The 22,431-nt window shown below is 60.6% G+C and carries 17 protein-coding genes; 10 read left to right on the forward strand and 7 right to left on the reverse strand.

The features are described from left to right. Positions 1–61 precede the first annotated feature (61 nt). Entirely contained in the window at positions 62–2,521 is a 2,460-nt protein-coding gene (locus O4H53_RS09440; RefSeq protein ID WP_269363230.1) for a hypothetical protein, read from the forward strand. A gap of 97 nt (positions 2,522–2,618) precedes the next feature. Here the strand turns inward: O4H53_RS09440 and O4H53_RS09445 are convergent, their stop codons facing one another. From O4H53_RS09445 to O4H53_RS09475, 7 genes are all read right to left on the reverse strand, one after another. Beyond that, positions 2,619–6,068, reverse strand: coding sequence for a glycosyltransferase (locus O4H53_RS09445; protein ID WP_269363232.1), 3,450 nt, complete (start codon positions 6,066–6,068; stop codon positions 2,619–2,621). A 25-nt stretch (positions 6,069–6,093) separates the two neighbouring features. Next, entirely contained in the window at positions 6,094–6,402 is a 309-nt protein-coding gene (locus tag O4H53_RS09450) for a hypothetical protein (RefSeq protein ID WP_269363234.1), read from the reverse strand. Positions 6,403–6,708: 306 nt separating this feature from the next. Beyond that, positions 6,709–8,244, reverse strand: coding sequence for an indolepyruvate oxidoreductase subunit beta family protein (locus O4H53_RS09455; RefSeq protein WP_269363236.1), 1,536 nt, complete (start codon positions 8,242–8,244; stop codon positions 6,709–6,711). Continuing rightward, positions 8,241–10,391 (reverse strand): indolepyruvate ferredoxin oxidoreductase subunit alpha, encoded by a 2,151-nt coding sequence (locus O4H53_RS09460; RefSeq protein ID WP_269363238.1) that lies wholly within the window; start codon positions 10,389–10,391, stop codon positions 8,241–8,243. The genes O4H53_RS09455 and O4H53_RS09460 overlap by 4 nt, the downstream gene beginning before the upstream one ends. Before the next feature lie 12 nt (positions 10,392–10,403). Continuing rightward, positions 10,404–10,880 (reverse strand): MarR family winged helix-turn-helix transcriptional regulator, encoded by a 477-nt coding sequence (locus O4H53_RS09465; protein WP_269363240.1) that lies wholly within the window; start codon positions 10,878–10,880, stop codon positions 10,404–10,406. Continuing rightward, positions 10,877–12,439, reverse strand: a complete 1,563-nt coding sequence (locus O4H53_RS09470) for a phytoene desaturase family protein (protein ID WP_269363242.1) — start codon at positions 12,437–12,439, stop codon at positions 10,877–10,879. Before O4H53_RS09470 ends, O4H53_RS09465 begins: the two co-directional genes overlap by 4 nt. A gap of 3 nt (positions 12,440–12,442) precedes the next feature. Further along, positions 12,443–13,234 (reverse strand): cyclase family protein, encoded by a 792-nt coding sequence (locus tag O4H53_RS09475; RefSeq protein WP_269363244.1) that lies wholly within the window; start codon positions 13,232–13,234, stop codon positions 12,443–12,445. Between the two features lie 110 nt (positions 13,235–13,344). Here O4H53_RS09475 and O4H53_RS09480 point away from each other — a divergent pair, with 110 nt between their 5' ends. The 9 genes from O4H53_RS09480 (at position 13,345) to O4H53_RS09520 (ending at position 22,388) form a co-directional block, all read left to right on the forward strand. After that, positions 13,345–14,913 (forward strand): phytoene desaturase family protein, encoded by a 1,569-nt coding sequence (locus O4H53_RS09480; RefSeq protein ID WP_269363246.1) that lies wholly within the window; start codon positions 13,345–13,347, stop codon positions 14,911–14,913. A gap of 25 nt (positions 14,914–14,938) precedes the next feature. Next, positions 14,939–16,465, forward strand: a complete 1,527-nt coding sequence (locus O4H53_RS09485) for an ABC transporter substrate-binding protein (RefSeq protein WP_269363248.1) — start codon at positions 14,939–14,941, stop codon at positions 16,463–16,465. Positions 16,466–16,523: 58 nt separating this feature from the next. After that, positions 16,524–17,534, forward strand: a complete 1,011-nt coding sequence (locus O4H53_RS09490; RefSeq protein WP_269363250.1) for an ABC transporter permease — start codon at positions 16,524–16,526, stop codon at positions 17,532–17,534. Next, entirely contained in the window at positions 17,527–18,378 is an 852-nt protein-coding gene (locus tag O4H53_RS09495; RefSeq protein ID WP_269363252.1) for an ABC transporter permease, read from the forward strand. Before O4H53_RS09490 ends, O4H53_RS09495 begins: the two co-directional genes overlap by 8 nt. Further along, entirely contained in the window at positions 18,375–19,244 is an 870-nt protein-coding gene (locus O4H53_RS09500) for an ABC transporter ATP-binding protein (RefSeq protein WP_269363254.1), read from the forward strand. Before O4H53_RS09495 ends, O4H53_RS09500 begins: the two co-directional genes overlap by 4 nt. Then, positions 19,241–20,035, forward strand: coding sequence for an ATP-binding cassette domain-containing protein (locus tag O4H53_RS09505; RefSeq protein ID WP_269363256.1), 795 nt, complete (start codon positions 19,241–19,243; stop codon positions 20,033–20,035). The genes O4H53_RS09500 and O4H53_RS09505 overlap by 4 nt, the downstream gene beginning before the upstream one ends. A 40-nt stretch (positions 20,036–20,075) precedes the next feature. Then, positions 20,076–21,194 (forward strand): aminotransferase class V-fold PLP-dependent enzyme, encoded by a 1,119-nt coding sequence (locus tag O4H53_RS09510; RefSeq protein ID WP_269363258.1) that lies wholly within the window; start codon positions 20,076–20,078, stop codon positions 21,192–21,194. A gap of 14 nt (positions 21,195–21,208) precedes the next feature. After that, positions 21,209–21,904 carry an HAD family hydrolase gene (locus O4H53_RS09515; protein WP_269363260.1) on the forward strand — a complete coding sequence of 232 codons (696 nt, stop codon included), beginning with the start codon at positions 21,209–21,211 and terminating at the stop codon, positions 21,902–21,904. A 70-nt stretch (positions 21,905–21,974) separates the two neighbouring features. Then, entirely contained in the window at positions 21,975–22,388 is a 414-nt protein-coding gene (locus tag O4H53_RS09520; protein ID WP_114274005.1) for a DUF7282 domain-containing protein, read from the forward strand. Positions 22,389–22,431 lie beyond the last annotated feature (43 nt).

A 22,431-nucleotide genomic window follows, 5' to 3' on the forward strand; every position in this document is an offset into this window, starting at 1 on the left:
TCAGGCACTGAACATCGGGCTTTAGGGCAGACTTTGCAATTCGGGAACTGGTAGACAGAACATGGCGGCAAGAGTAACGACCAAGAACAGCAAGACCACGGCGCGCAAGAAGACCGCGCGGAAAGCGGCATCCCCTGCTGCTGCCCGCAAGAAACCCGCAGCCAAACGCGATGCCGTTGTGGTCCTTGGTATGCATCGGTCCGGCACATCTGCATTGGCGGGGGTGTTGAACCTGCTGGGATGCGATGCACCTGCCAACCAGATGAAGCCGACCGTCGACAATGAAAAAGGGTATTTCGAGTCGACCAGTGTACTTACGCTGCACAACGATCTGCTGAGCTCTGCCGGGTCAAGCTGGGATGACTGGCTGCCGATCAACCCTGGATGGTTCAAGAGCAACCGGGTGGAAGAATTTCACGACCGCGCGCTTGAGCTTGTGAAAGGCGAGTTCGGCGATTCCCGTCTGTTTGTGCTGAAAGATCCCCGGATCTGCCGACTGGTACCCTTCTGGGAAGACGTACTGAAAGAAAGCGGCGCTGCACCACGATATGTCCTGACGCACCGCAACCCGTTGGAGGTTGCCGCTTCCCTCGCCAAGCGTGACGGGATGAATACCGGGACGGGCATGTTGACCTGGTTGCGCCACGTTCTGGACGCCGAAGCGGCAACACGGGGAAAGGCCCGCTGCTTTGTCAATTACGCCAGCCTGCTTGGAAACTGGGCCGGAATGATAACCAAGGTGCAGAGCACTCTGGATCTGACCTTGCCGCGTTTTTCGATCGGCGTTTCATCCGAGGTCGACGCCTTCCTGGACAGCAATCTGCGTCACCACGAGGAGGCGCCTGCAGCAGCGCTGGAAAACCCGATGTTGTCGGAATGGGTGCGCGATACCTATGCGATCCTCGAAAAATGGGTGGCATCCGGTGAGGCGCGGACCGACTATAAGTCGTTGGACATGATCCGCGCCGCACTGACAGGTGCCGGTACAACCTTTGCCCCGGTGATTCAGGAAAGTCGCAAGACCGCCGCCGCCCTTGTTGACCGCGAATCCAGGCTGGAACACCTGCAGGAAGAGCGGGAAAGCCTGGACAAGCGCCTGAACGATACCATCACGGCACGGGACAACCTCAGCCAGAATCGCGATGCGATCAGAGCGGAACGCGATACGCTGAAAGCCGATCTGTCGCAGGCGCAGAATGAGCGTGACACCATCCGGCAGAAGCTGACAAAGGTCAGTTTGGAAAAAGAAAACCTGGACGGATCGCTGACTGCGATCCAGGCCGAGCGCGACGCGCTCAAGACAAACCTGTCGAAACAGCAATTGGAACTGTCGGCGGAACGCGACGCGCTGGTCTTGAAGCGCGATTCCCTGCTGTCCGAAAATGCATCCCTGCGGGAATCCCGTAACGGCGTGGCCGAAGACCGTGATGCTTTGCGTGCGCAGCTCGCCGAGGTCCAAACGAAGTTCAAAAATGCGGAGAGCGCCAAGGAGAACCTCGAACGCGAAAAGAACAGTCTGGCCGAGGAACGGCTCGCCCTTCAGGCTGAGCTCGAAACCACCCGGTCAGAACAACAACTGATCCAACAGGAAAAGGCGAACCTCCAGCAAAAGGTCGCTGGATTGCAGTCTTCGTTTGACCGGTCCGTGCAGGAACAGGACCGGTTGGCAACGCAGCTGACGAACCTTGCCAGCGCAAATGAACAGATGACGCAGACGCAAGACGCGCTTTCTGCGGAACGTGATGCGTTGAAAAATTCTTCTGACGATCTGAAAAAGAAGCTGGCAGCACTTCAGTCCCTTCAGGAACGAACCGAAAAAGACCTGATCGCACGGACATCCGAACGCGATTCACTCAAGGATCTCAGGAAACAGGCCGAAGAGGCGCGGGAGAAGCAGGCGCAAACCCTGGCTGAAACGCGAACCCGGCTGGACGCGCTTGCATCGGAACGCGACTCACTCAAGGACCTCAGGAAACAGGCCGAAGCGGCACGTGAGGAACTGGCCCAAACCCTTGTTGAGGCGCAAACCCGGCTGGAGACCCTTGCATCTGAACGCGAGGCGGATCAATCGGAATTGAACACCCTTCGGGCCGAGCTTTCCCAGGCCCAAAGCGCCCTTGCCCAGCGCAGTCACGAAGCGGAGCAGACCCACCGTGAATTGCAGGCCCTGAAAGCTGAGCAATCCGACAGGGACAGACGCTTTGTGGATATGAAAACCAGCCTTTCCCGCAAGGAAACTGCGCTGGAACAGGAAATCAACCGTATTGGCCAGCTGAAGCGCAGCATGAGCGAAAAGAGCAACCGGATTGCCATTCTGGAGACCTCTGTCGAAACGCAGCAGCGCGAAATCACGGATCTGACCAGAATCCTGATCGAAAGCGAACAGGCGGCGAAGTCAGAAATCAGCGAGCTGAAAAGCCGGGGCGCATATGCGGAAGCCGCGTATGAGTCGATGAAGGCCAGCACGTCCTGGCGGATCACGGCTCCGATGCGGTGGATTGTGCGGAAGATCCGGAACTAAAGCGTCATGCGACCAACCTGCATCGCATAACGCTGCCTGAAATCAGAGATTTCAACGCGTTACGTGATGTTTCATGGATTTCGTCAGGCGCTGCAGGTCAGCCGTTCCGGGCGACCCAGAACAACCTTCTGCTGTCGCTGCGCAACACTCTTGAGACGCGCTGTGCAATGCTTGCGCGGAGGCCGGGCGTTGTGTTGACCAATGCAGCAGGCGCGGCGCCCGACCCCTCGGGCCAAACCATCAGGCCGCCGGGTTCAAGGCGCGCCAACAGTCGTTTTGCCATGTCGTGGCCGGGTTCGCTGCCCAGACAGATCAGCGTGAAACTCTCGGATTGAGGCAGGTCCTGCCAACTGGTTGCAGTCGGATCGAACATACTGGTGCCAAGCGCATCGACCAGGGAGGCAACGCAATCGACAAGCAGTGCCTTGTTGCCCCGGTGTGCGCGCCAGTCATGCGCCAGGAACTGGTAGAGTTTCCGATCCATGCCCGAGCTCTGGCAATGGCTGCAACGCCCGTCGTCCTGAATGCAATCCCATCCCTGGCAAAGGTTGCACCTTGTCGTAGTCGGGATCTGCATCCGATCCAACTGGTATGTGTCATGCGGCAAAACGGGATGGGCGACGGCAGTGGCCTCGTCCAGTACCGCATCCAGCCTTGGCAGTGTCTTGACTGTCAGGGATGACACCTGGGGAATATTGGCCAGCTTGTGACCACGGCTTTCAAGAAAATAGCTGAATTCAACATCGGTGCTGGCCTGGGGCAGGCTGGACGAAAAGCCGGTTTCACGATCAACAACATCCCGGCGCAGGATAAAGGCGCCGCCCTGGACGTGCTGAAACGGGCGGTCGGGATGGCTTTTGGCAAATTCCGGGTTTCTGAAGTTGGGGAAAGCGGGATGCTGGACAATCTCCCTGCCCAGCGTATGCGGCGGCAGGTGGCACAGGTTGCCACCTAGGCTGACATCAGGATGCTCGCGCATATGGTCGATCAGTGGCCGTTCCCACCCGTGCCGGGCGACAAAACCTTCTTTCGAGCAAAGGTAAATCGCATAGACAGCATCGGACCCGGCGAGGGCGATATTGGTCGCAGGTCCGACTAACCGGTTCCGGTCCAGGAAATGCAGCCGCATGTTGGGCATCTGTCGGGCCAGCTGTGTCAAAGCCGCGCGGAAGGCCCGGTCTGATCCGTTGTCGATCACCACCAGACGGTAGGGCGTGGTGGTATTTGAGCGGATGCGTCGGATGATCTCGATGGTCTGCTCGAAATCGTCGTGCTCAGGCGTGTTGTAGGTGACCAGCACGATATCCAGCGTCGCGCGATACCAGGTATCGCAATAGGTCTGCATGGTCCTGTCGGTTCCGACATGGTCGCGCAGGAAATCAGCGCCATTCTGCAACATCGCGCGGCGCTTCACCGCGGGCTGGTGCAACATGCGTCGCACCGCATTGGCAAGCGCCTGCGGATCACGGGGCGCGGCAATATGGGCGTGAATCCCGTCAGTCAGATAATCCTGCATGGCAGAAACCGCAGTGGTGACAACCGGCCTGCGCGCGGCCATCGCTTCCATGACGACAGTGGGGAATCCTTCGGTATCGCCGGTGTCCGCCACGATGGAGGGCACGATACAGAAGTCACAGTCCTGAAGGATGTCACGTACCGCATAGCGACCGTCCAGGGGGCCGTGAAAGGTGATGTTGTCGACACCCAGCGATTTCGCCTGTTCATGGATGATGCCCCAAAGCGGCCCATAGCCATAAACGTCGAATGCGACCGCTTCATCGCGCAGCAGTGCCGCCGCTTCAATCAGGGTTTCGATCCCCTTTTTCTCGGTAAAGCGGCCGATGAAAACGCCGCGCGCCACTGCACCCCTGACCGGCGCCGGCTTGTCCGGAATGCCGCGGAACAGATCCAGATTGGCACTTTGAAATGCATAGGCGAGCTTCTCGACCGGGATGTCCTGCGTCTCAAGATGCTTTCGATGATAGTCGCCATGCACAAACAGTTTCAGGCACAGCGGATCGTTCATGATCTCCGCGATCCGGTTCACGGCGATGTTGTTGTGCAGGAAAATATCTACCGCATGACCGAAAAACGTGAAGGGAATTCCCGCCAACTGGCAGGCTGGCCAGGTCAGCAGGGTCATCGCGGGATAGGCGAAATGGCAATGCACCAGCGTCCGGTCGCGCAGGATCAACAGCTTGGCAAGTTCTTCGGGCGTCTCTACCTGATGCTGCTTGATGTCAAAGGGCACCTCTGCCGCGCGATCCGGCGCGATCTTGAAGAAAACCTCAACGTCAAAGCCACGCGAAACAAGCCATTCGAGCTCGGCCATGACAAAGCTCTGGCTCAATGCGGGCCAGTCCCAAAGCACATAGGCAATCCGGGGCGCTTCCAGCCCATGGCGCCAGCGATCCTGACGGTGCCGGGCCTGTGTATCATGCCGCGCATGCTCTGAACCGGTTTCGGTCAGGTCCCGGACCACGTCAGCGCCGACAAAACCAAGGTAGCCAGGGGCATAAACTGCGGTCTGCCGCAGGATCAGGTCCCAGGCGGCGCAGCACCCCAGATCCTCGTCAAATCCGCCCAATTGGTCTGACACGGACCGGCGATGCATATAGGTGCTCAGGTCGATCGTCTGTTCCTGAAGCAACGCGGCCCGGTCATAGGGTGTGCCCCAGGCCTGAGGCTTGCCCGGCCGGATCATTCCCCTGCGCCATCCGGCATAGCCGGTCGCCAGATCGTCATTCTGGGCAAACCAGGCTGTCATCAGCTTGAGATAATCCTGCCGCCAGTGGCAATCACCGTCGAGGTAGGCGATCAACTCGCCACGCGCGGCTTCCAGCGCCGTGTTGCACGCCAGCGCATATCCGGTGCCGATGCTCGGGAGTATCCGCAGCAACCCCGAACTGATTGCCTCGGTATAGGTGCGTCTGACCTGGGTCAGGGTTTCGTCCTGTCCGGCGCTGTAGACCAGAATGATCTCCGCTGGCGCAACGCTTTGCCCCAATGCTGAATCCAATGCGCGGAAGAACCCGCGACCGTGGATCGGCAGGACCACGGAGACCGTCGGGATCTGGGCGCAGCCCGACAGAACGGCACCGGCAATTGCGCGTGCTTCGGGTGATGGCAACTCTGCCGGGCCATCGCCTTGCAAAGTGGTCTGCAAGGGTGAATTCCGCAGCGCATCGCCCCAGGGCGCAGGCCCCAGGACATCATGACCGGGCCGGTTCTGCGGGATCGGCAGCGCCACATCATCCGGATGCGCGCGCCGACCTTCCGCATGCCCATGGCGCAGATAATGCACAAGGGGGTTCATTTTTGCCGCGGCGACCTCGGGGTTCTGCTCAAGATAGAACTGACCGCTGAAGTATGGCGACGGGTCCCGGCCCATGACCGCACCGACCCAAAGGTAATGTTCTGCAGGGGCGAGGCCACAGTCTACCGCGTCGGGAAACTGGTCGAGATACCAGAATTCATCGAAATAGGGCGAGCTTTGCAGCAGCGCCACGTCACCCATCAGCGGACGGGTTGCGGGCAGTCTGGTCATGCCGCCCGACCTCGCCTGTAGCTGGTCATCTGCCAAGCAACTGCCCCAGCTTTCGGACCGGAGCCATCAGGCGCCAGGATGTACTGGATCGGATCGACTGAAGTTCCGCGAGGTTGTAATCCACGATCCCCTGGGCACGGCCCAGCGCCTGCCGGGCCTCGGCAAGTTCAGCTTCAAGGCTCTGAATACGCAATGCCTGCGCTTCGACCTCGGCCTCCTTGTCAATCAGGGCGGCGGTGATATGCGCCAGTTCGCGGTGCCGGGTCATCAGCGAGGTTTCCGCATCGGCGAGGCGAAGCGCATGCGCCTTTGTTCCGGGGCGGGGAGAAGTCATGGCTGGCGTTACTCGCTATTCACAAAGTGTAGCCGTACCGTTACCAATCCTTGTTCGGATGGTCCAGTGGTCAGGCCTTGGCCAGGGAGCAATCCTGGCGGTCGACACCTGTGTGACCATGCAGTGCAGCGAAGGTCTGGCGGCTTCGGTCTGTTCCGGGTCTGGCTGGCACTGACTGACGGCAGTTTACCCGCAAAGCCGACACCCGACCTGCCTGCCTGAGCGTCGACTGCCATCACCAATCCTATGCGATCCGGTGGTTATTGCCCGGTCAAACCGGCAGGAACGCGCTGTTCCGGCAGGGTGTCAGACAAAGCTGCGCACGGTCTGAATGGCCCCTTCAAGCGCCTTTCCGTCCGGGTCCTGAAGCGCCGCTTCGCGGAGCCGTCCCATCCATTCCGCCGCATCCTTCCGCCCGCGCAACAGATCCGCCGCGTTCATCACCGTGGCAAACTTTGTCAGACCGCGGGCATGGGTATCGGAATAGCCTTTGACAAGCCGTCTGTTCCTGAGCAGCTCGACACTCAACGCATAATCGTCATCAAGTGGTGCCAGGCTGGCCTCAAGCCATTGCTGTAAATGCGCGACCTCCACCTGATGGCGGCGGGTCTTCAGGCGATATCCTTTCAGGCCCCCCAGAAAATGCAGCATCAGGAAAGACCGTAACGAATGGGTGCGCAGGCGGCGGCCCTTGTTGAACAGCCGGTCCATCAGGGCCATGCGCTTCGGGCTGGCCTCCCAACGTGCGCCCATGGTGGCCGGTAGCAGGCTGACGATTTCTTCAGCGCGGGGATGGAAGAATTCCGTCACCTCGACAAGTTGCCCGTCTTTCACGCCCATCTCTGCCTGTATACGGGCCATGCGCGGCGCGCGGGTCTTGAGGTCGGCCACCCGGATGATGTCGTCATATGCCATTGCGTTGGCGATGTATTTCGCCGCTGTCACGCTGAGCAGCCAATCGTGACCGGCGCTGTCCCTGGCAACGATACGGTCAAGATGATCCAGGTAGGTTTCGCCATAGGCGCAATCCTGAAAATCAACGACCTTCATCAACCCGTTTCCTGCCATCTGCCGCACCGGCCCGGGCAGCGCATTCGCACGATCAGACAGCGCCTTCCAGCGGGCAATTTCGCTGTCCGGCCCGGTCAGTTCGGGCGCGGGGGGCTTTGCAGGTGCAACCGGTTCTTCGGTGCTGTTCTGCGCGGCGTCATAACCGGCGGCAAAGGCCCTGAGCGATGCATCCACGCCCTTGCCGCTGGCGCGAATGGCCTCCTCAAAGGCTTCACGCGGGAAGGGCAGCGCCCCGGACCCCGCAAGCGCGCCGAACAGGCTGGAGGAAATCACGGAACCCTCGGCAACGGCCAGACCATCCATATCGGCAAGGATCAGCTTTTGCGCCGCGATTTCGGCTGCAGCGCGCACTTCCTCCGCGTCCGCGATCCCGTCGCCGGGTGCCATCTTTTCCGACACTGCAAGGGCGCGGTGGGTGGAGCCGATCAGCGTCGTCCGGTCCGGGGTAACAAAACCGCGCATCACTGCGCGACCGACTTCCATCATTTCGGCGGCGATCAGCACATCAACGTCACCGCCCGCCGGAGCAAGTGCAAAAACAGGCTCTAATTCGGACTTTTTTGCCATTTCGACGTAGTAGATCGTGGCACCCGTGCGTTGTGCAACACCCGCGACAGAGGTGGCCTGACAGGCATATCCCCGGGACCTGGCCAGAGCCTCGATCCAGCCGGTCAAAACACCGCCGCCCTGCCCGCCCACCGCCATCACGGCAAGTTTGATGATGTCGCCAACGCGGGGATCGGGCGATTTCTGTGGCAGGACCAGGTTCATGTGGGTGCTCCGGTCAGGCGCAGCCGTTTGGCATCACGCCGGGCCTGAAGCCAGGAAATGACCCGGTTGCGCAACCCGGCCCGCCAGGTCTCGAATCCACCGGGGTTGTGCACCACATCCGCGCGGTAAAAGGAGGGGCACAGCACGGCGGCATCTGCCACCTCTCCGCAATTGCCGCAGCCGACACAGGTCTGGTCGATATGGGCGATCGGATCGTCACGCAGCGGATCGTCGAGCCGTTTCAATGACAGCGAAGGACATCCCGACAGGCGGATGCAGGCGTGATCGCCGGTGCAGACATCACTGTCGACCCCGAAACGGGGCACATCGACGCGCCGTCCATCCTTGATCGCCTTGTTCCGGATCGGCTTTTCCCGGCGTTGTTTGTTCAACATGCATTCGGAGGAGGCGACGATCACCTTCGGACCTTTGAAGTCGGTTGTCAGCGCCTCGCGCAGGGTATCACGCACCTTGCCCACGTCATATGTATGGTCAATCTGCCTGATCCATTCCACACCGACGCCCTTGAGCGCGGCGGAGATCGGGTTGTTGGTGGCTTTCGTGTCGTTGTGCGCGCGGGATGACAGCACATCCTGGCCGCCGGTGGCGGCGGAATAGTAATTGTCGACGATCACGACCACATTGTCGGACTTGTTGAACACCATGTTTCCGATCGAGGATGACAGCCCGTTGTGCCAGAACCCCCCGTCCCCCAGCATGGAGATTGCCCTGCGTTCGCCACCGCCGTCAAAAGCCGCGTTTGAGGCCGGACCAAGCCCGTAACCCATCGTCGCGCCGCCGATCTCGAACGGCGGCAGCGACCCGAAGAGGTGGCAGCCGATATCGCCGGTGATCTGGTGCTTGCCCAATTCCTGTTCGACCAGCTTCATTCCCGCAAAGATCGGGCGTTCGGGACAGCCGGTGCAAAAGCCGGGTGGCCGGATCGGCACGGTCTTGCTCAGGTCAGGGATCCTGGGTTCTTCGGCATTCGGGGCGCGCACCTTGCCCGGCAACATCTCGGGCGCCGCGGCTTTCAGGAAGCCGGTAACGCCGTCCAGCATCACCTGCCCGGTGTATTCGCCTGCCATCGGCAATACGTCCTTGCCATAAAGCTTTAGCCGCCGGCCAGCCTTGTAAAGAAACGAACCAAGGTGTTGTTCGATATGTTCGGGCTGCCCTTCCTCGACAACCAGAATATGATCCTTGCCTTCGCAAAAATCGTCAAATTCGTCTCTGACAAGGGGGTATGTGACATTCAGGCAGTAGATCGGCACCTCGGTCCGGCCAAAGAGATCGGCCAGCCCAAGGCGTTGCAACGCCCGGATCAGGCCGTTGTACATGCCGCCCTGCACGACGATGCCGATCTTGGCATCCTTGGGGCCGAAGTGTTCGTTCAGCTGGTTTTCCACAATGAACTTTTCCGCGGCCGGCCAGCGGTTCTTGATCTTGTCCTGTTCGTGCATGTAGCTCATCGGCGGCAGGACGACGCGGTTGAAATCCGATTGCGGGTTCGCGATGGCCTGTTTCACCGTCAGCGGGGGCGGGACATTGTCCTTTGTCGCAAAGCTGCCGGTGACGTGGCAGGACCGGATCCGCACCATCAGCATCACGGGGGTGTTCGATGCCTCGCTCAGCTCGAAGCCGTCTTTGACCGCCTTGGTGATGCTGGGCAGGTTGGGGCGCGGGTCCAGCATCCAGAACTGCGATTTCATCGCAAAGGCATGCGACCGTTCCTGCATGATGGAGGAGCCTTCGCCATAGTCTTCGCCAACGATCACCAGCGCGCCGCCGTTCACGCCGGATGAACACAGGTTGGCCAGCGCATCTGACGCGACATTGACGCCGACCGGACCCTTGAAGGTCACGGCGCCACGGATCGGATAATGGACGGAGGCGGCGAGCATCGCGGCGGCGGCCGCTTCGGAGGCGTTGGCCTCGAACCGCACACCCAGCTCCGCCATCAGCTCTTCGGCATCGGCGAGAACGTCCATCAGGTGAGAGATCGGTGCGCCCTGATAGCCGCCCACGTATCCAACACCGTTCTCCAGCAGTGCCTTGGTGATTGCCAGAATTCCTTCGCCGGTGAACACGTCACCGTTGCCTTTGCGCAGGTGTTCCACTTCCGCCTTGAAGGATCGTTCAGCCATCGAAGTATCCTCTTAAAAGTCGTGTTTCCGTATGTTGCGCAGCATGGTTTGCAGCGTGGCGACAAAGTTGCGTTGTTCAGTTGCGCTGATGCCCTTGAACATCGCCTCGTAGGAGGCAGACATATGGGGCCAGAGCCGGTCATAGGCCTCGCGCCCCGCTTCCGTCAGGAACACCCGTGTTGCGCGGCTGTCTTTTTCGTCGGTCTCGCGGCGGATCAGTCCGGACACGGCCAGCGCGTCCAGGGCGCGGCTGAGTGTCGATTGCTGGACCACGGCATAGACCGCAAGTTCGCGAATAAGGATCCCGTCGATGACGGACAACACCGCCAGTGACCGCATCTGCGGCGTCGTCAGCCCCAGCTCTGCCATTTCCGAGGACAGCGAGGCATTGTAGCGGCCAATAATGCGGTTCATCAGATAGGGGGCGAAATTTTCCAGGCCCATTTCGCCCAGTCGAAGAGATTCCTTTTCCGTATCCTGTGGCTTCATGCGCCCAGACCTTTCGCAATGTTGAAGCCCGAACCGCCACCCAGGCCCGGCCCGGGATGGGTCGATGCACCGATGTGGTAAAGCCCCTTGATCGGCGTGGCGTTGTTAGACTGCGTGGCGTAGGGGCGCCAGACAAAGAATTGGTCAATCGTACAGGCACCGCAATAGGGGTCACCGCCGACGAGGTTGATGTTCATGTCTTCCAGGTCCGCCGGGGAATAGGCCCTGCGTGCAAGGCGGATGTCATCCCAATTCCGGATGTGCCGTTTCAGGATGTTCTCGATCCGGTCGGCATAGGCTTCGCGCATGGTCTCGGTCCAGTCGGGGGTGGTGTCGATCTCTGCCGCCGCATCGCCCTTGATCACGCGGGGGGCATCGGGGATCTGCAGCCAGAGGATCGCCTTGCCCTCGGGGCAACGGGTCGGGTCCATCCGGTGCGGTTGCCCGACACAGATCGTGGGCGTTTCGGGCAACATGCCCCGTTCTGCCTCGTTGCTGGATTTGGATACGGAATCTATTCCGTCGGCGAGGTGGATCAGCGCGACATCTTCGAGCCCCTCGGCCTCCCACTCAACCGGTCCGTCGAGCGCATAGTGGAGCTGGAAGTTGCCCCGCCCGTGGCGGAATTTCTTTTTCGGTTCAGGCAGCGGTTCTGCCTTGAGCAGATTGTCGTAAAGCTGGCCGGGTGCGGTGCTGGCGATCACGTTGCGGGCCCGCAGTTCTTCACCCTCACTGGTGCGCACGCCAATGGCTTTGCCGCCCTCTGTCAGGATGCTGGCGGCCTCCACCCCGGTGCGGATTTCCCCACCATTTGCCCTTATCAGAGACGCAAATGCGGCAGCGGCCTGTCCCGCGCCGCCCTTGACCACGGGCGCGCCCGCAGCCTCCAGCGCGAATGCAATCACGCGGGTCATCTGACCGCTGTAGCTGGCTTCCGGCGTCAGGCCGACGTGCAGCACCCAGGGCGCCCAAAGCGCCTGCACATCGGCGCTTTGATAGCGCGTCTCAAGCCAGCCGCGCGTCGGTTCCAGAGCCTCCCCGAACCATGTCTTCAGCGGGCCGACACCGCGCTTCCATGCCTGTTTTGCCAGTAACAGTGCCGTTTTCCCGGACCAGAGCGGCTGACCCAGAAGGGCAAAGAGGAAGGCTGCGTCCTGTTCGACCCCGCGCACATCCGCGCCATGTTGATCACCGTCACCGGCGCAACGGCTGTTGAAGGTTCTGATGTTGCTGTCGCGGTCCATTGTCAGGGTCAGCGCGCTGCCATCCGGCCTGAGCACGGCCGTGGGGTGCGAGGTATGACAAAACTCAAGCCCGTGCCTTGCCAGGTCGCTGCCCAAAGCCTCATGCGCGGGGCCAGTCAGGAACAGAACGAAGGTCGCGGCCATCACATCATGGTGGAACCCCGGCAGCGTGACCTGATCGGAGGTGAACATGCAGCCCCCGATCCTGTCCTCGCGTTCGATCATCAGCACGGAGTCACCCTTGCGCGACAGCATGGCCGCCGCGACCAGGGCATTGATGCCTGATCCGATGATCAGATGATCGACCGCCGCCACCCTTTAACCCTTGGGTACAAGTGCCAGCGCGCGAATGGGGCTGCCTGTGCCGTTCTCGATCTTGAGCGGGGCAGCGATCAGCACGGCACCCTTGGCTGGCAGCTTGGACAGATTGGCCAGGGATGCGAGGCCAAAGCAATTGTCACGGTGCAACAGGTTATGGGCAGGGAAGGGCGGTTCCATCCCGCCGGCCTGACCGGCGTCGGTGCCGATGCATTGCGTGCCCCATCCGACGATCTTCTTGCCAAGCAGGTATTCGATGGCTTCGGGTGTTGGTCCGGGGCTGTGCGGCCCGGTGTCGTCCGCGTTCAAGAAGCGGGCTTCGTCATCGGCGCGGGAATCCCAATCGGTGCGCATCACCACCCATTCGCCTGCCTTGATCTCTCCGTGTTCCTTTTCCCAGGCCTTGATGTGGTCGGCGGTCAGGAGGAAGTCTTCGTTCTCTGCCGCTTCCCTGGAACAGTCGATCACGTTGACCGGTGCGATCAGGCGCTGCACATCCAGCTTGTCGGTATATCCGTCGGCGTGGTCCTTGCCGGTGATCCAGTGGTGCGGCGCGTCGAAATGGGTGCCCGTATGCTCGCCCAGAACCATCCAGTTCCATGCAAAGAACGGGCCGTCGCTGTCATATTCGGAAATCTTGTGAATTTCGACTTTCGGCGTGTTCTTGGCAAAATCCGGCGGCAATTGCAGGATCGGGGTATTCGGCCCGAGAACACCCGTGCAGTCAACCACCTCAACACCGCCGGAGGCCAGCATTGCCCCCAGATTGCTTACAACATCCGTCGCGTTCATTTGATCGTCTCCCTGGATCTGCGTGCTTGGCTTCACGCTATAGTAGATGAATCAATGCTAGACAAAATTACATGCGTTTGCAATTATCTTATGCAAGGAGCCTTGAGCGCATGACGCAGAATCCCGACGCTATTATCATCGGCGCAGGACACAATAGTCTTGCCTGTGCGTGTCATCTTGTGTCGCGCGGCTGGAAGGTTGCCATCTACGAACAGAACGCCAAACCGGGGGGTGCGGTGAAAACCGGCGAATATACCTTGCCGGGCTTCCGTCACGATTGGGCGGCGATGAACCTGTCGCTATTCGCCGGCTCGGCCTTTCACCAGCAACACGGCGCGGAACTGGCGCAGCACGGGCTGGCCTTTGCACCCACAGCCAATCCGTTTGCCAGTCTGTTTCCCGATGGAAGGTGGCTTGGCGTATCGAGCGACGCGGCACTCACGACCGCAAGGATACGCGGGTTTTCCGATACGGATGCGGCGGCATGGACTCAGCTGACCGAAAGTTTTCCCGCCGACGCAGAGGCGATCCTCGGCGTGTTGGGCAGCCCGATGAACCTGCGGGCGCTGGGCACCCTTGTGGGCAAGACATGGTGGCGTCGCGGCACGGCAGGATCGCTTGATCTGGCGCGGTTCCTCACGATGTCGTCGCGGGCCTGGCTGGATCAGACGTTTGAGAGCGATCACGTCAAGGCGACTTTGGCCGCCTGGGGCATGCATCTGGACTTTGCACCCGACATCGCGGGCGGTGCTGTCTTTCCCTATCTGGAGGGGATGGCAGGTCAGGCCTTTGGCATGGTGCTGGGGCAGGGTGGCGCCGATACGATCACCAGCGCCATGGTCGCGATGATCGAGGCGCGCGGCGGGTCGGTGCAGTGCGGCACATCTGTCAGCAGCATCGAACAGGTCGCCGGGCGGGCGATCGGGATTACATTGTCCGATGGCACAGTGGTCCGGGCGGAAAAGGCGGTGATCGCCAATCTGTCGCCGCGCGGCCTGATGAAATTGACCGGTGGCACGGGCGACCCCCGCCACGAACGCGCCATGAAGACGTTCCAGCATGCGCCGGGCACGATGATGATCCATCTGGCCATGGACAGTTTGCCGAACTGGCCCGCCGCCGAGTTGAAACGATTTGCCTATGTGCATCTGGCGCCCTCATTGGACCAGATGGCGCGAACCTATGCGCAGGCCATGGCCGGGCAATTGCCGGAGGAGCCGGTGATCGTCTGCGGGCAGCCGACAGTTGTGGACCCATCGCGCGCACCGGCGGGCAAGCATGTTCTCTGGCTTCAGGTGCGGATGGCCCCCGGCCAGATAAAGGGGGATGCAGCGGGCACCATTGATGCCAGAAACTGGCAGGATGCCGCAGAACCCTTTGCGGAACGCGCACTGGATATCCTGGAGCGTTACGCACCCGGCACCCGTGAAAACATCATCGGAAAACACGTGGTTACCCCGGATATGTTCGAGGCGGACAATCCCAACCTCGTGGGGGGAGATCAGGTCTGTGGCAGCCATCATCTGCACCAGCATTTCATGAACCGTCCCGCACGCGGTTATGCCGACGGGACAACGCCGATCAGAAATCTTTATCACACCGGCGCCGCAGTCTGGCCCGGTGGCGGCACAGGAGCGGGACCCGGCACCCTTCTGGCCAGAAAACTTGTCGGAAACTAAAAAATTGAAAAACAGGGGAAGAACAATGTCACTTTCAAGAAGAAGTCTGCTCAAGACATCAGCGGCGGCAGCCGCTTTTGCAACCGTCGGTCTGCCCAGCTTTGCGCAGGAGATCGACGAGTTGGTGATCGCCTATAACGTAAACCTGCCCAGCTGGGACCCGACCGTCGGGCCATCTGCGGTCAACCCGACCATCCAGGGTTTCTATCAATCGGTTTTCGATCTTTTCATCCATCAGAACCCCGACCTGTCCTTCGGGTCCGGTCTGATCACCGACTGGGGCTGGAACGAGGACAACACAAAACTGTGGATGGATGTGCGCGAGGGTGTGACATGGCACAACGGTGATCCTTTCACAGCCGAAGATGTCGCATGGTCGCTGCAACGGGCTGCAAATCCGGAAACCGGCAACCCCATCCAGTTCATCTGGGGCAAGGTTGATAACATCACCGCCGAAGGCAATCGCGTGACGGCGGACGTCAAGGAATTTGAACCGACTTTCTTCAAATGGATGAGCTTTCTCACCGGCTATGTCCTGCCCAAGAAATATTACGAGGAAGTGGGCGCAGAAGGGTTCGAGGCAGCACCCATCGGCACCGGCCCCTACATGGTGGAAAAATTCGAACGCAACGCCTTTGTCCGACTGAAGGCCAATGAAAACTACTGGGGCGGTGCGCCGGAGTTCAAGTCTGTGACGATCAAGTTCGTGACCGATGCGGCCAGCCGCGTCGCCGAGATTGAATCCGGCAATTCCCATGTGACGCTTGAAGTGCCCTATGAAGAGTTCGACCGGCTTAAGGCCAAGGATGGTATCAATGGCGTGGCAGAGCCGATTTCGGACATCGGCATGATCTTCCTGAATGACATTGAGGTGATGACCGATCCGAACGTGCGCAAGGCGGCTGCACATGCCATCGACAAGAAGCTGATCATTGACCGTTTGCTGTCGGGCTATGGCATTCCGATCGACACGCTGCAGACGCCGGATTACACCGCCTATGACGAAACCACCAAGGTTTCCTTTGACCCGGAACTGTCAAAGAAGCTGCTGGCTGACAGCGGTTACGGCCCCGACAACCCGGTAAAGTTCAAGATCCAGACAACCAAGGGGTTCAAGCCCAAGGATTACGAGATGATCCAGGCGATTGTCGGGCTGTGGCGTCGTGTCGGGATCGAGGCGGAGATCGAGGTCTATGAGATCGCCAAACATTACGAGTTGCGTGCCGCCGACACGCTTGCGCCCGCGGCTTTCTACAACTGGGGCAATTCGATTGGCGATCCGTCAACCTCCACCGGCCATGCCATGTTCGGGCCCTCGCCGCATTCGGTCTGGGACGGCCAGGAAACTTTCGACGCGATCCTCCCGCTCTGGGCTGAAGCGGACGAGGAGAAGCGTATCGAAGGCTGGAAGGCGGTCGACCGCATGATTGCCGAAAACGCCGAGGTGATCCCGCTGTTGCAATATGTTCAGCCGATCCTTTTCGTGTCGGGCGTCAAGGTGACGCCGCATCGGTCGGGCGCGCTGTTGCCGCATCTGATGACCCGGGCCTGAGGCTTCTTCCTGACTGGTGGGGTCGCCTGCGCGGCCCCACCCCTTTTTCCGGGTTTCCATGACACTTCTGCGCACGATCTTTCTGCGGCTGCTGACCAGCGCCATCACGCTGTTTGGCGTGGCGGTGATTGTCTTTGTCGTGATCCGGGTGGTGCCGGGCAATCCCATCGCGATGATGCTGCCACCCGGGGCCACCGAAGCCGACATTGCGCGGTTGCAGGCGCAATACGGGTTCGACAAATCCATCTTTGACCAGTTCCTGATCTGGTTGAGCGGTGTTTTGCAGGGTGATTTCGGCACCTCCATCTCCCTGCGCCAGCCGGTTTCACAGCTTGTCCTCAACCGGCTTCCGGCCACGCTTGAACTGTCCATCATGGCGCTGCTGATGGCGGTGCTGATGGGCGTGACGCTGGCATTGATCGGCACCCGGTTCCGCGACGGCAAGACCGAAGGCGTGGTCGACGTGACTGCCGGAATGGCGCTTTCGATCCCTGATTTCCTCTGGGGGCTCGTGTTGATCCTGCTGTTCGGGGTGTTCTGGCCGGTGTTCCACATATCGGGGCGCATTTCGCCCGCGCTCAATGTCGATTTCACCACCAATTTCTACCTGTTCGAGGCCATTGCGCGGCTGCGCTTCGACGTGATGGCCGACCTTGCCGCGCATATGTTCATGCCGGCCCTGGCCCTGGCGATCCCGTTGGCTGCAATCGTCTCGCAATTGCTCAAGCAATCTCTGAAGGAAACCATGCATCTGGACTACGTGACCCTGGCCAGAACCAAAGGGTATGGCGAAAACCATGTCATCACCCGCGAAGCATTGCCGAATGCGATCCTGCCGACGCTGACGCTGGTCGGGGTGCAGTTCACCTTTCTGATCGGCGGTACCGTGATCATCGAGCGCCTGTTCAGCTATGAGGGGCTGGGCAACATGGCGATTGATGCCGTGATCAATCGCGATCTGCCTTTGATACAGGGCATCGTGATCCTGTTTGCCATGCTGTTCACCCTCGTGAACCTTGCCGTCGATATGCTTTATGTCGTGCTGAACCCGAGGTTGCGCCATGCGTGACGCCCGCGGAGATCTGCGCCGACCTGTGGGTCTGCGGCTTTGGCTATCCGGCGGATGGCTGACCCTGCTGGTGCTGGGGGCGGTATTCGCCCCCTGGATTGCGCCCAAGGATCCGCTGATGCAGGATCTGTTCCTGGGCCGGTTGCCGCCATTCTGGGAAAGCGGGACAGAGCCGGGCTTCTGGCTGGGGACGGACTCACTTGGCCGGGACGTGCTGTCGCGCATGCTTTACGGTGCGCGTCTGGCGCTGGAGGTGGCAATGATCGCAGGCACGCTGACCTGCATCATCGGCGCGGCCCTTGGCCTGATCGCGGGATATTACCGCGGCTGGCCAGACCGGATCATCAGCCGTTTCGTGGACATCTGGATGGCCTTTCCGCCGGTGCTTTTTGCCATTCTGCTGATTGCGGTCCTGGGGCCGGGGCTGTGGTCGATCATCATTGCCATCGTCGTGATCGACTGGACCCGCTTTGCCCGGGTGATCCGCGCCGAAGCAATGAGCCAGGGCGCGATGGACTATGTCGCCTCCGCACAGGTGGCCGGGCGCAAGAGGTTTGGCATCATGCTGACGGAAATCCTGCCGAATGTCCTGCCCACCATCGTCGTGCTGCTGACCCTGGAAATGGGGATCGCCGTGATCGTCGAGGCGATCCTGTCCTTCGTGAACCTGTCGATCTCGACCGACAGCCCGACATGGGGCGGCATGATCGCAGAGGGGCGCACATCGGTCCATCAGGCGTGGTGGGTGCTGGTCTTCCCGCTGATCGCCCTGTTCCTGACGGTGCTCAGCTTCTCGCAATTGGGCGAAGGGTTGAAAGACCGCTTTGATCCGGTGCTGAGATGAAAAGTTTCCTGTCGATCCGCAACCTGTCGGTCCGGCTGAAGAACGGCAGCCCGATCCTGCGGTCGGTCTCGCTGGATGTCGCTGCCGGGCAGGTGCATGGGCTGGTCGGTGAATCCGGTGCGGGCAAATCCATGATCGGCAAGGCCGTGCTGGGCACCCTGCCGCGCGCGCTGAGCGTATCGGGTGGTGAGATATGGCTGGATGGTACCGACCTGATGTCCCTGCCTCCGGCAGAACGGCGCAGGCGCATCGGGGTCACGGCGGCGCTGATCCCGCAGGATCCGCTGACCGCACTGAACCCGTCGAAACGGATCGGGCCGCAGATCACACGCCGTCTGGTCGATATCCTGGGCTGGTCGAAGCAGGATGCGCAGGACCGCGCGCTGGAGCTGTTGGGAGAGGTCCACATCCCCGACCCCGCGCGCGTGATGCGGAATTACCCGCATGAGCTGTCAGGCGGCATGCGGCAACGCATTCTGATCGCTTCGGCCTTTGCCGCGGAACCGCGTCTGATCATTGCCGATGAACCGACAACCGCACTTGATGTGACGGTGCAGAAACAGATCCTGCGCCTGATCGCGGACATGCAGACGCGCCACGGGACTGCGCTGCTTTTTGTGACCCATGACCTCGGCGTGGTGTCGAAAGTCTGTGATACGCTCAGCGTTCTTTATGCCGGAAAAGTGGTGGAGGAAGCGCGGATGCATCGGTTCTTCATGCGTCCGATCCATCCCTATTCGGCGGCGCTGCTGGCGGCAACGCCGACCTATACCGATCCGACCGGCAGCCTGACGCCCGTGTCGCAGGCGGTTATTGACGGGGTGGAGGCCGAAGTGGCCCAGCATGACGCGAGGCGCGCGCGATGATGTACCAGATCAAGGATCTGCATCTGTCCCTGCCGGACATGACCCGAAAGCCGTTGTTAGGGCCTGCGCCGCGCATCGAGATCCTGAAAGGGCTGACGTTCGATGTGCCCAAGGGGGCCGTCCTGGGCATTGTTGGCGGGTCGGGATCCGGCAAGTCGACCCTGGGCCGTGCCATGCTGCGGTTGCTGGAGCCGACTGCGGGCGAAGTTGTTTTTGACGGGCAGACCATCACGCATCTGAGCGAAAATGCCCTGCGGCCCCTGCGGCGGCGTTTCCAGATGATATTCCAGGACCCGATGTCATCGCTGAACCCGCGCCGCCGGGTGGGCGGGATCATCGCGGGGCCGCTGCACCTGCATGGGTTCGACGGGGTTCCCGGCCGCGTGGCCGAAGCATTGGATATGGTGGGGCTGCCGCGCCATTTTTCCCGCCGATATCCGCATGAATTGTCCGGTGGTCAGCGCCAGAGGGTCGGCATCGCCCGGGCCATTGCACTGCAACCCGATTTCATCCTCGCCGATGAAATTGTTTCCGGCCTTGATGTATCGTCTCAGGCGCAGGTCCTGAATCTGCTTGGGGAGTTGGTGCGTGATCTGGGTCTGACGCTGGCTTTCATCAGCCATGATCTCTCCGTGATCCGGCGTCTGTGCAACCGGGTGGTTGTCCTGCATCAGGGTGTCATCGTCGAAGAGGCGGAAACGGCACTGCTTTTCGATGCGCCCAAGGCGCGTTATACGCAGGAGTTGTTGCAGGCGATCCCCTTGCCGGATCCTTTCCAGAAGTGGCTGTAATCACCCCGAACCTGCCTATTATCCTTATTAGAGACTGAACATGACCGCTGATCCCGCCTATTTCCTGTATCATTCGATCGGACAATATCCGGGCAAGGCCAAGGATATGGCCGCTGCATTGACAGGTTTCGCCGAAGATTGGGGCCGTCATGACGATGCGCAATGGCCCAGGGTGCTGACCGCACGCGCCGAATTTCTGGACCTCTGGCGCGACCTGATTGATGCGCCGGAGGGAACGCTGACTTCGGCAGAGAATGTGACAACCGGGCTGTTCTCAGTCCTTGGTGGTTTGCCCGATGAAGTCTTGCGCGGCAGACGGGTGCTGGTCGGGGCGGATTGCTTTCCTTCGCTGCATTTCCTGCTGAACGGCATGGCGGACCGGCTGGGATACACGCTTGAGACCGTACCGCTGCGGCAAGGTGAATTCTGGGTCCGGGACGAAGACTTGATGGCATCCTGGGGGCCCGACGTCGGGCTGGCGCTGCTGACGTTCGTCACCTCTACGGCATCGCATCGTTGCGATCTTGAAGCGCTTAGCGCCCATGGCGCGCGCATGGGGTCCATTGTCGGGGTCGATCTGACGCAAGGCATTGGGATCTTGCCCTTTTCGCTGGCCGAAACCCCTGTGGATTTTGTGGTTTCGACCTCCCTCAAATGGCTCTGCGGCACCCCGGGTGCCGGCATCATCCAGATGCGCAGCGATCTGATCGAGCGGTGCCAGCCGGAATTGCGGGGCTGGTTCTCGCAGGACAACCCGTTCTCCTGGGATCTGGACGGGTTCGAATATGCACCCGATGCGCGGCGGTTCGAACATGGCACGCCCTCTGTCATGGCCTGTGTCGGCTCGGTGCCCGCGCTGAAATGGCAGGCGGGGCAAACCGGTTTGCTGGATCATAACCGCAGCCTGACGCGGCAGGTTATCGCATGCGCCGAAGAAGCGGGACTGCCCCTTGCCAGCCCGGAAAACGAGGACCGCCGGGGCGGATCGGTGATGTTGCAATTGCCCGGTGAAAGTGATCCTGTCGCCATTGTAGACGGGTTGCGCGCCAGGTCTGTCCATGTTGACGCAAGGGGGCGGATTTTGCGTATTTCACCCGGTACAGTGACTGATGAAACGCATGTCCAGCGCCTGTTCGAAGGGCTTGCAGCGTTGATCTGAGACAGGGATTTGCCATGCGCATCGCGATGTGGTCCGGGCCGCGCAATCTGAGCACGGCGATGATGTACAGTTTTGGCGCAAGAGCCGATTTCACCGTCATGGACGAGCCCTTTTACGCGGCCTATCTGGTGCAGTCCGAATTGGACCATCCGATGCGGGACGACATCATCACCCACCACGAAACCGACCCTGAAAAGGTTTCGGCGGCCTGTTCCCGGGGCGGTTCACCGCATCTTTACATGAAGCATATGCCGCATCACATGTTGCCGGGCATGCCGATGGACTGGGCCGAGGGATGTGTGCATGTCCACCTGCTGCGCCATCCCGCGCGGGTGATTGCCAGCTATGCGGCCAAACGCGAGGCGCCGACGCTGGAAGACATCGGATTTGTCCAGCAGGCGCGTCTGTATGACAGGATCGGCGGGCTTGTGATCGACAGTACCGATGTTCGTGCCGATCCCGAGAAGGCGCTGCGCGGTCTTTGTACCGCTATTGATCTGCCGTTTGATCCCGCGATGTTGAAATGGCCGGCAGGGCCAAGGGCGGAAGATGGAATCTGGGCCAGCCATTGGTACGGCGCGGTGCATCAGAGCACGGGGTTTGCCGGGGCAGAAGGGCCTTTGCCCAGGCTCGACGCCGAACAGGCCGCCCTGGCTGAAAGGGCAATGCCACATTACGAAAAACTGTGGAATCAGCGGCTCGGAAAATAGAATCCGGTTTTCGTGAAACTTCTGCGTCTCCCGTTCCGTGGCTGCGGCATACATCAAGAGGGAGACAGAGATGAAATATGTAACGAGTTCGATTGCCGCACTGACCCTGACAGCAGGTGTGGCTTTTGCCGCAGCGCATGCCACGCCGATGGTCGAGGCATCTGATCAGGATGTGTCGAATGGCGTTGTCAGCGCGGACAAGGTCGTCGCAGGCGAAAACGGCTGGCTGGTGGTGCACCGCACCGATGCCGATATGAAGCCGGGCCCTGTGGTAGGTTACGCCCCCCTGCGCGGTGGCGAGAACATGGATGTCGCCGCGATCCTTCAGGAAGACGTTGCATCGGGCGACATGCTGATGCTGATGGTTCACTCCGAAGCGGGTGGCATGAAAACCGGCGTATTCGAATATACGCTCGGCGCCAAGGAAGACGGCCCGATCAAGCCGGATGGCAACCTCGTGATGACGGTCGTCAAGGCTAAGTGATACCAGCCGCCTAACGAGTTTCCGGTTTTGGTAACTTGAAGCT

Source organism: Sulfitobacter sp. G21635-S1, from assembly GCF_027213915.1.
Classification (GTDB): domain Bacteria; phylum Pseudomonadota; class Alphaproteobacteria; order Rhodobacterales; family Rhodobacteraceae; genus Sulfitobacter.

Bases quoted from the DNA above. Each gene is read 5' to 3' on its own strand.
- O4H53_RS09440 (WP_269363230.1), top strand. From the start codon at position 62: ATGGCGGCAAGAGTAACGACCAAGAACAGCAAGACCACGGCGCGCAAG.
- O4H53_RS09445 (WP_269363232.1), bottom strand. From the start codon at position 6,068: ATGACCAGACTGCCCGCAACCCGTCCGCTGATGGGTGACGTGGCGCTG.
- O4H53_RS09450 (WP_269363234.1), bottom strand. From the start codon at position 6,402: ATGACTTCTCCCCGCCCCGGAACAAAGGCGCATGCGCTTCGCCTCGCC.
- O4H53_RS09455 (WP_269363236.1), bottom strand. From the start codon at position 8,244: ATGAACCTGGTCCTGCCACAGAAATCGCCCGATCCCCGCGTTGGCGAC.
- O4H53_RS09460 (WP_269363238.1), bottom strand. From the start codon at position 10,391: ATGGCTGAACGATCCTTCAAGGCGGAAGTGGAACACCTGCGCAAAGGC.
- O4H53_RS09465 (WP_269363240.1), bottom strand. From the start codon at position 10,880: ATGAAGCCACAGGATACGGAAAAGGAATCTCTTCGACTGGGCGAAATG.
- O4H53_RS09475 (WP_269363244.1), bottom strand. From the start codon at position 13,234: ATGAACGCGACGGATGTTGTAAGCAATCTGGGGGCAATGCTGGCCTCC.
- O4H53_RS09480 (WP_269363246.1), top strand. From the start codon at position 13,345: ATGACGCAGAATCCCGACGCTATTATCATCGGCGCAGGACACAATAGT.
- O4H53_RS09485 (WP_269363248.1), top strand. From the start codon at position 14,939: ATGTCACTTTCAAGAAGAAGTCTGCTCAAGACATCAGCGGCGGCAGCC.
- O4H53_RS09490 (WP_269363250.1), top strand. From the start codon at position 16,524: ATGACACTTCTGCGCACGATCTTTCTGCGGCTGCTGACCAGCGCCATC.
- O4H53_RS09495 (WP_269363252.1), top strand. From the start codon at position 17,527: ATGCGTGACGCCCGCGGAGATCTGCGCCGACCTGTGGGTCTGCGGCTT.
- O4H53_RS09500 (WP_269363254.1), top strand. From the start codon at position 18,375: ATGAAAAGTTTCCTGTCGATCCGCAACCTGTCGGTCCGGCTGAAGAAC.
- O4H53_RS09505 (WP_269363256.1), top strand. From the start codon at position 19,241: ATGATGTACCAGATCAAGGATCTGCATCTGTCCCTGCCGGACATGACC.
- O4H53_RS09510 (WP_269363258.1), top strand. From the start codon at position 20,076: ATGACCGCTGATCCCGCCTATTTCCTGTATCATTCGATCGGACAATAT.
- O4H53_RS09515 (WP_269363260.1), top strand. From the start codon at position 21,209: ATGCGCATCGCGATGTGGTCCGGGCCGCGCAATCTGAGCACGGCGATG.
- O4H53_RS09520 (WP_114274005.1), top strand. From the start codon at position 21,975: ATGAAATATGTAACGAGTTCGATTGCCGCACTGACCCTGACAGCAGGT.